The following is a 9,945-nucleotide window of genomic DNA, read 5'->3' as shown; positions in this document are numbered from 1 at the left end:
GAACCGGTGGTGGGGCCCACCGGGAGCTGAGCTCCGCCGGTGCGGGTCTCGGCAGCGGTCCTGCTCATAGCCCACCGGGAACCGCGGCGCCGACGTGTGCGCCGGGGGCAGCCGGGTCTGGCGTTTCGCCGGTTCCGTGCCCCTCGGGGGCGCCGGCAGGGGGTGCGGGATGCACCGTCTCGCCTACGACGTCGGCGGCGCCGTGTCCTTCACCGGCCCCGCTGCCGTCGAGGTCGCCCTCAGCCTCGACCGGCGGCGCCTGGCCACCGGGGCGCCGGCCGTGACGTGTGGCGGGGCGACCCGGACGCCGGCGGCCACTGCGCCGCACGCCGTGGTGGGGGAGTCGGTCGGGCGGTCTCCAACGCGCGGTACCGGGGCGTCCGGCCCCGGTGCCCGGAAAACGCGTGGTGCGGCGCTGGGGCGCGTTGATACGTTCACCCGCGTGTTTCTCCTCTTGGCATAGGGCCCGCCTCGGCCCGTGACCGGCGAGCGGCAGTCGGCCGTGCCGGTCGCGGCGATTCGGCGACCCCTTTCCCGCCTGCCATGAGTCGAGGAACTCCTCATGTCCGCCTCACCCGCCGTGCGGCCTTCGTATGCCGTCGTGCTGCGCGTTCCGCACGCCCGCCGTACCTTCGTCGCCGCTCTGACCGGCCGCTTGTCGTACGGGATCGTCCCGCTGTCCGTGATGCTCGCCGTGACCCGGTCCTCGGGCTCGTACACGGTGGCGGGCACCGTGATGGCCCTGTTCGGGGCCACCGTCGTCTTCTTGTCGCCCGCCCGGGCGGCCCTCGTCGACCGGTACGGGCCGCGCCGGGCGCTCGTGCCGATGACCGCCGCGTACCTCGCGATGCTCGGGCTGCTGACCGCGGCCGTCTCGCGCCCCGACGCCGCCCCCGCGCCCGCGCCCGTGCTGGGCGCTCTCGCCGCCGTGGCCGGGGCCTGTGTGCCACCGCTGGGGCCGACCATGCGGGCCGTGTGGGGCAGGCTCGCCCCGGATCGCGCGCTGTTGCAGCGTGCCTACAGCCTCGACGGGGTCGCCGAGGAACTGCTCTTCGTCGTGGGCCCGTTGCTGGTCGGCGTTCTCGTCGGCTTCGCGCCGCCGGCCGCCGGGATCGCCTTCGGGGCGGCCCTGATGGCCGGCGGCACGGCGGGGTTCGTGTCGTCGCCCGCGGTGCGGGACGTGCGGCCGGGGAAGGCCGCCGGGCGACGGGGAGGAGGCGGGCTGCGCGGGCTCGGGCGGCCCGTGGTCGCCGTCGCGGGCGTCGGGCTCGCGCTGGGCGTGGTCGACCTGCTGGTCGTGGCGTTCGCCGAGCGGCACGGGCACGGGCACGGGACCGGGACCGGCGGGGCGGGTGTGGCGTGGGTCCTGGCCGCGCTGTCGGCCGGCAGCGCCGTCGGCGGGCTGCTCAACGGGGCCGTCGCCTGGCGGACCGCGCCCGGGGTGCGGCTGCCGCTGCTCACGGCGGGGCTCGGCGTGACGCTGTGCGGGGCGGGACTGGCGCCGGGGCTCGGCACGCTCGCCGTGGCCGTCGCGGTCGCCGGGTTCTTCGTGTCGCCGGCGCTCACCACCGCCTATCTCATCGCCGACGAGTGCGCCGCACCGGAAGCCCGGGTGCGGGCCGGGGCGTGGATCAACACGGCCGTCAACGCGGGGAGCACCGCCGGCACGGCGGTCGCGGGCGCGCTGGCCGGACGGCTGCCGGTGGGGGTGTGCTTCGCGGTGACGGGGGCGGCGGTGCTGCTGACGGCGGCGCTCACCAGCACCTTCAGGGGGAGGGGCACGAGCGAACTCGTACCCCTCGCCTGACGGTCGCCCAGGGGGCGCCCCGTGACTCCTACGGGCGTCCCCGGTGCGTGCGGAGGTGTTCTGCGACGGGCTTCAGGGCCTTGGAGAGCTCCGTCGTGGCCTCGGGGGAGAGATGGTCGATGAAGTGGCGCCGTACGGAGTCCACATGGTGGGGCGCGACCTTCTGCATCGTCTCCAGGCCGTGGTCGGTGAGGACGGCGTACAGACCGCGGCGGTCGGACTCGCAGTTCTCACGGCGCACCAGGTTGGCGTTCTCCATGCGGGTGATCTGGTGCGAGAGGCGGCTCTTGGACTGGAGGGTGGCCGACGCGAGGTCGCTCATCCGCATCCGGACGCCCTCCGACTCGGAGAGGTTCACCAGGATCTCGTAGTCGTTCATGGTCAGTCCGAACGGCTGCAGGTCCTTTTCGAGCTGATACGTCAACAGCCTGTTGACCTCCAGGTGGGTGCGCCAGGCGCACTGCTCCGCATCGGTCAGCCAGCGCGTGGCCGTTTCGGTCTCCATAAATGAAGTCTACCTAAAATGTTGAAAGGCGAACTAGTGAGGGTGATGTGACGGTGCGCACGCGTTCGATGTCACACTCCGCAGACTACCGCTCACAGCCCGAAGCGACGCTGGAGGTCTCCCAGCTGTCCGGGAAGGCGCGGTGCACCGGATTGCGCTCCGTGGCCGCCGTGACCGCCCGCTCCCGCGCCGCCGCCGGGCACTCCCGGCTCGTGCGGGACGGCCCCGGTGGCCTGCTCGGCCATGAGGGTCTCGGTCGACTGCAGAAGCACCGTGCCGGCACCCACGAACTCGAACTGATGCTCCTCCCCGGAGGCCCCTCCGAGGCCCGTCAGCGCACGTAGACCGCCCATGACGCCGGTCATGTACCCGTGGTCGTAGTGATGGCACGGGGACGGGCAGTCGGCCCAGCCGACAAGCGCTTGCGGGTCCACCCGGATCGGCGGCTCCATGAACACCACCGGACCGTTGGACGCGGCGACGAACTTTCCGGTTCCGATCAGCGTCAGAAATCCGGGGACGATCGACTGCTTGAGCGACAGACTTGGCTGAAAAGCGAGCAGATTGCCCGAGCGAATGGTCAGATTGCCGTCGTCCAGGTCGTACGAATTCACATCGAAGGCCCGGTCGGCGAGGAGCATCCGGCCCGAGCCCTCCGCCACCACCCAGTCGCTCGCGTGCAGAGGCGAATGGAACGAGGTGCGCACGAGACGGTCCAGCCGGCCGTGTCCGACGCCGTTGAAGTCGATCGAGCCGTAGTAGGCGATCATCTTCCCCTTCTGCAGGAACCACTGGCTCCCCTTGAGCTCCACGCAGAAGGTGTAGTTGTTCACGTTGTCGTCGACCGGCAGGGTCATGGGGTCGTACACCGTCGGGCCGCCGCCCGGAGCCCCGTACATGCTCACAGCTTCTCCTCCGACGCCTGGACGAACACCGCACCGCTGCCGCTGAGCTCCAGCTGGAACGCCTCGCCCGAGCCGCGGCCCACCATGTCCCGCCAGCCCAGCGCGGTCGACAGCTTGTTGCGGACGTCGCCGTGGTGCGCGACGTAGGCCTGGGGGTCGACGTGGACGGGACGCTGTGGGGTGATCGGGACCTCGAAGACCCCGCCGTGGGCCATCACGGCGACGGCCCCGTGTCCCTTCAGGGTGGTGGTGAACAGCCCCTGGCCGCTGACCTGGCCGCGCACCATGCCCATGACCCCGCCCTGCGAGCCGAGGAACATCGTGCCCTGCTGGAGCGTGCCCTCGAAGGCGAGCAGCCGGTCCGCCTCCACGTACAGCGTGTCGCCGGTGAGCCGGATGACCTGGACGTGGTGGCCACCGTGCCCGAACAGGACCGTGCCGCTGCCCTCGACGGTCATCAGGGGCGTGTCCTCGTTGGCGAGCCGCCGCCCGATCATGGACATCACGCCGCCCTGCCCGCCCTGGACGTTGGGAGTGAACGCCACCTCGCCGCGGTAGGCCAGCATCGCGCCGCGCTGGCTGAAGAGCCGTTGCCCGGGGACGACGGTCGCCTCGACCATCTTGGAGTTGATCTCACGGAAGGTCATCTCACACGTCCCCCGCGATCGTGTTGCGCTCGCTCGGCTGGACGTACACCAGGCCGTCTCCCTCGAACCGGATCTGGAAGGCCTCGCCGCCGCCCTCGCCCATGAACGTGCGGAACGTCACACCCGAGTGGAAGGACTGCCGGACGTTGCCCTGGTGCGCGACATACGCGCCGGGGTCCACGGTCAGCGGGTACTGCGGGCTGACGCGCAGTACCACCGCCGGACCGTCCGAGGTGATCGCGGCCTGGCCGTGCCCCTCGACGGTCGTCGTGAACAGCCCGTTGCCCTGGGTCGCGCCGCGCAGCCCGGTGAAACTCGTCCCCGTCCTGAGGCCCGCGTCGGTCGCGAGCAGGTTGCTCGACTCGACGTACAGCTTGTCCCCCTGGAGCTGGACGAGGTTGATCTCGGAGGCCCGGTCGGCGAACCAGCACGTGCCCTGCCCCCTCACCTCCATCACGGTCATCTGCTCGCCGGTGAGCCGCCGGGTCACCATCCCCCGGATCCCCTCGCCGCCCCCGCTGAGCTTCTTGAAGGCCATCTGTCCGTCGTATGCGACCATCGAGCCGTTCTTCGCCTTCACGGCGTCCCCGGTCATGTCGACGGCAAGCACCTTGCTGCCTTGAAGTCGAAACATCGCCACGCTGCGAAGGTAGCCGCCGGACGGGTGCGCCGAACAGCACCCGGGGGTGGAGAGCGACCCTGAACGCACCCTTAGGGGGACCGTTTGCCACAATGGACGAACGCTTGTGCGCGCGTTCACAAACCGGCGTTCACAAACCGCCCGCCCATCGCCGTACCTCCCCCCGAAGGTGACCCGTGGACCTGAAGACAGCTTCCGCCATCCGCCGTCTCCGCCTGATCTCCGTGCCGGAAGGCATCTCCTGGATCATCCTCGCGGTCTGCACGATCATCAAATACACGATCACGTCCAGCGTCGACGTGGCCCGGGTGCTCGGCCCGATCCACGGCGTGCTGTTCGTCTTGTATGTGCTCTTCTGGGCGGACGCCTGGAATCGCACGAAGTGGTCCCGGAGGACCGCGGCCCTCTACTTCGCGTACTCGATCATCCCTGGAGGCGGCCTCATCGCCGAGCGCCGCCTGCGTCGTGCCAGCGAGGACGCGGTCATCGCGGCTCGCGCCCGCCAGGAAGGCATCGTGAACGCATGATCGTCGCCTTCTCGGTCACCCCGCTGGGCGTCGGCGAGGACGTCGGCGCATACGTCGCCGACGCCGTCCGGGTCGTCCGCGAGTCCGGCCTCCCGAACCGCACCGACGCCATGTTCACGTCCATCGAGGGTGAGTGGGACGAGGTCATGGACGTCGTCAAGCGCGCCGTGGCCGCCGTCGAGGCACGCGCCCCCCGGGTCTCCCTGGTCCTCAAGGCGGACATCCGCCCTGGCGTGACGGACGGCCTCACCTCGAAGGTGGAGACCGTGGAGCGTCACCTCAGCCAGTGACGCCCAGCCCCGGCAGCGGCTGGTACACCCGTTCGAACAGTCGCTCGAACGGGTGACAGCGGGCAGGGTTTTGGCGTGTGCCGCGTGGCTAATGTCTCCCGGGGTCGATCAAGTTGCGTCCGGTGGCGTGGCATTGAAGGGGAGTGTGCGGTGGCAGGGCGGCGCGGACCGGGGCGACTCGGCAGGGCGATCACGGCGTTCGTACTGACGGCATCGCTGGCGGTGGTCTGCGTGGGGGAGGCGCACCGCGCGACGCCCGCGTGCGCCCTCGCCCGGGGCGAGCTGACCGTCGACGACCTGCCCGCCGGCTCGTCCGTGCTCGACTGCCTGGCCGTCGGCCGTGTGGTCACCCACGCCGGGGCCGCCGTGACGGTGCCCGAACCCGGCACGACGGTCAGCGTCGACGCGCTCACCACGAGCGGCTCGGCAGGCGACTTCACCCTGGCCGTCGCCGCCGACGGCACGGTCTCCTACCCCCACGAGGAGGCCCGCACCGAAGCCGTCGCGGGCAGCCGCGCCGACGCGCCCGCCCCCTGCGCCGACGGCGCCTACTCCACGGCCGGCCGCAAGGAGTACGGCACGTACAAGTGGTTCGTCGGCGGCGGTCCCCTGCCCGGCGGCCTCTCCCGCGCCGAGGCCCGGCGGGCCTTCGAGGACGCCATCGCCACCATCACCACCAGTCGCAACGACTGCGGTTACGACGACGCCGTCACGGCGCAGGCCCGCTACCTGTCGACCACCGGCAGAGAGGCAGGCATCGACCGCGCGGCCCGCTGCGTCCGCAGGGACGGCCTGAGCGTCTGGGACGGGGGCGACCTCGGCACCGACGCCGTCGCCACGACCTGCTCATGGAGCCGTCCGGTCCCCGGCGGCCCGGACGAACTCCTCGAGGCGGACGTCCGCTTCAACACCCACGACTACACGTTCACCGACAAGCCGGCCGGCGGCTGCACGCGCGCGTACGACATCCGCAGCGTCGCCACGCACGAGGCCGGCCATGTCTTCGGCCTCGGCCACTCCGGCGCCGGACACGAGAACCTCACCATGTACGCGAACTCCTTCGCCTGCTCCACCGGAGCCCGCAGCCTCGGCAAGGGCGACGTCCTCGGCCTGCGCAGTCTCTACGGAACGACTCGATGACTGAACGAATGAACGACTGACCGACTGAGCGACTGAGCGACTGAACGGCCGCGTGGGGAGAGCGGGTTCAGGCGCCGCCCGACACCAGCGCCATCCCCAGCGGCGTCCGCTCGTACAGCACCTGATGGCCGTAGCGCCGGGACACCAGCAGCCCGGAGTCGCGCAGCGCGCCCAGGTGCGCGGAGACCGAGGACGGCGCGAGACCCAGGCGGTGGGCGAGGGCGGAGGTGGACGCCGGGTCGTCGAGCGCGGTGAGCACGGCGGCCCGGCCCCGGCCCAGCAGCCGGACCAACGCCTCGGGGGAGCGGTCGGCAGGGTCCGACCACAGACCGCCTATGCCCCGCGCCGGGTAGACGAGGGTCGGCTGCCAGGGCGGATCGAACGCGCTGACGACGTCGGGCCACGAGAACACGCTCGGCATCAGCACCAGCCCCTGTCCGCCCAGATGCCGCTCGTGCTCGCCCTTCGAGGCGACGGTCAGGGTCCCGGCCCGCCAGCCGCACCGCCGGTCGATCTCCGGCAGCAGCCCGCCCAGGCCCACCTCGGCGAGCCGCCGCGAGTGAAAGGCGACGTCCGCCTCCAGCAGGGCGCGCAGCCGTGGCCAGTCCGGCGCGAGGAGGGTGTGCCAGATCTCCTCCAGCACCTCGGCGAGTTCCCGGATCATCCGCTGCGGATCCGCGAGCCACGCCCGTCCCTGCGGTGAGTCCAGTGCGCCCGGGGTGTCCGCGAGCGAGCGCGCGGTGTCCGCGCGGGCGGCCCGCGGATCGGCGGCCCGCACGGCGGCGAGCTCCTCCTCGAACCCGGCCACGGGCCCCACCGGCGGCGGGCACAGCCAGTCGGGGGAGTGGCCCCGGCGCGGCATCAGCAGCCACAGCCCGGTCAGGTCCAGCGCCTGGGCCGCCGTACGGATCCGGCGCAGCCAGGGCGCGTGATAGCCGTGCCGGTCGGGCCGCTTGAGCGTGCGCGCGACCTCCTGCGTCTCCCACAGCGGGGACACGGCGAACCGGCAGCGCAGGAAGTCGTCCTCCCCGAAGTGCAGATGCGACGGCACGCTCCCCCACCCCTCATGAGCCCCTGGCCCCTCGAACATTCGGCTGTGCCCGAAACTCTAGGCCCCACACCCCTGCCCGAGCACGCTGCTGCCCATGTCAGAAGTCACGACGGCCACCACGGCCACCACGGCCACCACGGCCACCACTGCGACCACGGCCACCACGAACCCGGTGACCGCGGGGAAGACACCGCCGGCCGGCTACCTCCGCGTCCTCGCCGTCCGGGAGTTCCGGGCCGTCTTCGCCGCCCATCTGCTGTCCCTGCTCGGCGTGATCGTCGCCGAGGTCGCGCTGTCCGTCCTCGTCTACGAGCTGACCGGCTCGCCCCTGATGAGCGCCCTGGCCTGGGCCCTCGGCTTCCTGCCGTACGTCGTCGGCGGCACGCTGCTCGCCGGGGTCGCCGACCGTTTCCCGGCCCGGCGCGTGCTCGTGGGCTGCGATCTGGTGTGCGCGGTGTGCGTGGTGCCGATGACGGCGCCGGGCGCCCCCCTCGCCGTCCTGCTGGTCCTGCGTTGCTGCCTCGCCGTCGTCTCGCCGATCTTCGCGGGCACCCGGATGGCCACCCTCGCGGACATCCTCGGCGACGGCGACCTGTTCGTCCTCGGCCGCTCCCTGCTGCGCATCACCTCGCAGAGCGCACTGCTCCTCGGCTTCGGACTCGGCGGACTGCTGCTCGCCGTCGTCTCCCCGCGCCAGGCCCTCCTCGTCACCGTCGCCACCTTCCTCGCCTCCGCCGCCCTGCTGCGCCTGGGCACCCGCAGCCGACCCGCCCGGGCCCGCACCGACGGCGCGCTGGTCATGGACTCCCTCAAGGGCGCCCGGCAGGTCCTCGCCGACCGCCGTACCAGGGCGCTGCTGCTGCTCTTCTGGGTGGCGCCGATGTTCGCGGTCGCCCCGGAGGCGCTGGCCGCGCCGTACGCAGACGACCTCGGCGCCGGCTCCGTCGGCCTGGGCCTGCTGATGTGCGCGCTGCCGGTCGGCGCCATCGCCGGCGAGCTGTACGCGGGGGCCCGGCTGCGTCCCGTCACCCGCGAGCGCATCGCCCTCCCGCTCGTCTGTGTGACGCTGCTGCCCTACCTCGGCTACGCCCTCCACCCCTCTCTCGCCGCCTCCCTCGTCCTGCTGCTGGTGTCGGGGGCCGGCTCGGCGTACACCCTGGGCCTCGACCAGTGGATCGTCCGGGACGTGCCCGAGGAGCTGCGGGGACGGGCCATGACGCTGCTCACCGCGGGGCTCATGACGTTCCAGGGCGTCGGCATGGCCCTGGCGGGGGTGGCCGCGGAGCTCGTGGGCGTGGCGGGCGCGGTCACGGGGGCGGGGGCGCTGGGGACGGTGTGCTGTGCGATGGTGGCCGGGGAGGTCCGGCGGACCGAAGGCCGAGACGGGGCTGACCGCGATATGACCGGCCGGTAAGGTCTGGAGACGTGCCGAAACCGCTCAGTCTCCCCTTCGACCCCATCGCCCGCGCCGACGAGCTCTGGAAGCAGCGCTGGGGAAACGTGCCGTCCATGGCCGCGATCACCTCGATCATGCGCGCCCACCAGATCCTGCTCGCCGAGGTGGACGCCGTGGTCAAACCGTACGGCCTGACGTTCGCACGCTACGAGGCGCTGGTGCTGCTCACCTTCTCCAAGGAGGGCGAGCTGACCATGTCGAAGATCGGCGAACGGCTCCAGGTGCACCCCACCTCGGTGACGAACACCGTCGACCGCCTGGTCAGGTCGGGACTGGTGGACAAGCGCCCCAACCCCAACGACGGGCGCGGGACCCTCGCCGTCATCACCGACAAGGGCCGCGAGGTCGTCGAGGCGGCCACCCGGGACCTGATGGCGATGGACTTCGGGCTCGGGGTGTACGACGCGGAGGAGTGCGGCGAGATCTTCGCGATGCTGCGCCCGCTGCGGGTGGCGGCGAACGACTTCGAGGACCAGTAACCCCGCGCAAGATCGCCCGATAACCGATGGTTACGCTCGTCCTCATGAAAAAGAGCGTGCTGACCCGCTACCGCGTCCTGGCCTACGTCACCGGTGTCCTGCTGGTCCTGCTGTGCCTGAGCATGATCGCCAAGTACGGCCTGGACGTCGACGGCGCTGCGGACTTCACCCGCGTGGTGGCCATCGCGCACGGCTGGCTCTACGTCGTCTACCTGGTCTTCGCCTTCGACCTGGGCTCCAAGGCGAAGTGGCCGGTCGGCAAGCAGCTGTGGGTGCTGCTGGCGGGGACGATCCCGACGGCCGCGTTCATCGTGGAGCGGAAGATCAGCCACGAGCTGGAGGGCAAGCTCGCGGACGCGACTCCGGCGCCCGTCAAGGCGTAGCCCCACCGCCGTACGCCACACGCGCGTGCGGCGGTTGTTCGCGAAGTTTTACTAGGACGTCCTACTAAAATTCACCGACTCCATCGACATTTATTCGGACGTCCTAGTAAATTTG

The 9,945-nt window shown here is 71.6% G+C and carries 12 protein-coding genes; 7 read left to right on the top strand and 5 right to left on the bottom strand.

Annotation, left to right across the window (positions count from 1 at the left end; all coding sequences use genetic code 11):
* Window positions 1-562: 562 nt before the first annotated feature.
* Window positions 563-1,807 carry an MFS transporter gene (locus tag ACZ5SK_RS42405; protein ID WP_468577619.1) on the top strand — a complete coding sequence of 415 codons (1,245 nt, stop codon included), beginning with the start codon at window positions 563-565 and terminating at the stop codon, window positions 1,805-1,807.
* Between the two features lie 28 nt (window positions 1,808-1,835).
* Here the strand turns inward: ACZ5SK_RS42405 and ACZ5SK_RS42400 are convergent, their stop codons facing one another.
* The 4 genes from ACZ5SK_RS42400 to ACZ5SK_RS42385 all read right to left on the bottom strand — a co-directional run bounded on the left by ACZ5SK_RS42400 (window position 1,836) and on the right by ACZ5SK_RS42385 (window position 4,498).
* Window positions 1,836-2,312 carry a MarR family winged helix-turn-helix transcriptional regulator gene (locus tag ACZ5SK_RS42400; RefSeq protein ID WP_457495574.1) on the bottom strand — a complete coding sequence of 159 codons (477 nt, stop codon included), beginning with the start codon at window positions 2,310-2,312 and terminating at the stop codon, window positions 1,836-1,838.
* A gap of 92 nt (window positions 2,313-2,404) precedes the next feature.
* Window positions 2,405-3,211, bottom strand: coding sequence for an AIM24 family protein (locus tag ACZ5SK_RS42395; protein ID WP_457495579.1), 807 nt, complete (start codon window positions 3,209-3,211; stop codon window positions 2,405-2,407).
* 2 nt (window positions 3,212-3,213) lie between these two features.
* Window positions 3,214-3,864: an AIM24 family protein gene (locus ACZ5SK_RS42390; RefSeq protein WP_054239883.1), complete on the bottom strand. Its 651-nt coding sequence runs from the start codon at window positions 3,862-3,864 to the stop codon at window positions 3,214-3,216.
* A gap of 1 nt (window position 3,865) precedes the next feature.
* Window positions 3,866-4,498: an AIM24 family protein gene (locus ACZ5SK_RS42385; protein WP_334581164.1), complete on the bottom strand. Its 633-nt coding sequence runs from the start codon at window positions 4,496-4,498 to the stop codon at window positions 3,866-3,868.
* Window positions 4,499-4,680: 182 nt separating this feature from the next.
* Between ACZ5SK_RS42385 and ACZ5SK_RS42380 the strand changes: the two genes are divergently transcribed.
* The 3 genes from ACZ5SK_RS42380 (at window position 4,681) to ACZ5SK_RS42370 (ending at window position 6,461) form a co-directional block, all read left to right on the top strand.
* Window positions 4,681-5,031, top strand: a complete 351-nt coding sequence (locus ACZ5SK_RS42380; RefSeq protein ID WP_334577164.1) for a DUF3817 domain-containing protein — start codon at window positions 4,681-4,683, stop codon at window positions 5,029-5,031.
* Entirely contained in the window at window positions 5,028-5,321 is a 294-nt protein-coding gene (locus ACZ5SK_RS42375; RefSeq protein ID WP_334577163.1) for an MTH1187 family thiamine-binding protein, read from the top strand. The genes ACZ5SK_RS42380 and ACZ5SK_RS42375 overlap by 4 nt, the downstream gene beginning before the upstream one ends.
* Window positions 5,322-5,471: 150 nt before the next feature.
* Window positions 5,472-6,461: a matrixin family metalloprotease gene (locus tag ACZ5SK_RS42370; protein ID WP_334577162.1), complete on the top strand. Its 990-nt coding sequence runs from the start codon at window positions 5,472-5,474 to the stop codon at window positions 6,459-6,461.
* A 67-nt stretch (window positions 6,462-6,528) separates the two neighbouring features.
* On the opposite strand, the gene ACZ5SK_RS42365 is transcribed toward ACZ5SK_RS42370, so the two are convergent.
* Window positions 6,529-7,512 carry an ArsR/SmtB family transcription factor gene (locus ACZ5SK_RS42365; protein ID WP_468158745.1) on the bottom strand — a complete coding sequence of 328 codons (984 nt, stop codon included), beginning with the start codon at window positions 7,510-7,512 and terminating at the stop codon, window positions 6,529-6,531.
* Between the two features lie 94 nt (window positions 7,513-7,606).
* Between ACZ5SK_RS42365 and ACZ5SK_RS42360 the strand changes: the two genes are divergently transcribed.
* Genes ACZ5SK_RS42360 through ACZ5SK_RS42350 form a run of 3 tightly spaced genes read left to right on the top strand, consistent with a single transcriptional unit; the run spans window position 7,607 to window position 9,830 of the window.
* The gene (locus ACZ5SK_RS42360) at window positions 7,607-8,926 is read left to right on the top strand and encodes an MFS transporter (RefSeq protein ID WP_334577160.1); all 1,320 of its coding nucleotides are present in this window, start codon (window positions 7,607-7,609) and stop codon (window positions 8,924-8,926) included.
* 11 nt (window positions 8,927-8,937) lie between these two features.
* A complete protein-coding gene (locus tag ACZ5SK_RS42355; protein WP_079659470.1) occupies window positions 8,938-9,447 on the top strand; it encodes a MarR family winged helix-turn-helix transcriptional regulator in 510 nt (169 codons plus the stop codon).
* Between the two features lie 44 nt (window positions 9,448-9,491).
* Window positions 9,492-9,830 carry a DUF3817 domain-containing protein gene (locus ACZ5SK_RS42350; protein ID WP_334577159.1) on the top strand — a complete coding sequence of 113 codons (339 nt, stop codon included), beginning with the start codon at window positions 9,492-9,494 and terminating at the stop codon, window positions 9,828-9,830.
* The last annotated feature ends 115 nt before the right edge of the window (window positions 9,831-9,945 follow it).

It is taken from the genome of Streptomyces sp. NPDC031474 (genome assembly GCF_055581185.1).
The sequence above is the reverse complement of the archived record's forward strand: the minus strand, read 5'-3'. Positions and strand labels throughout refer to the sequence as shown.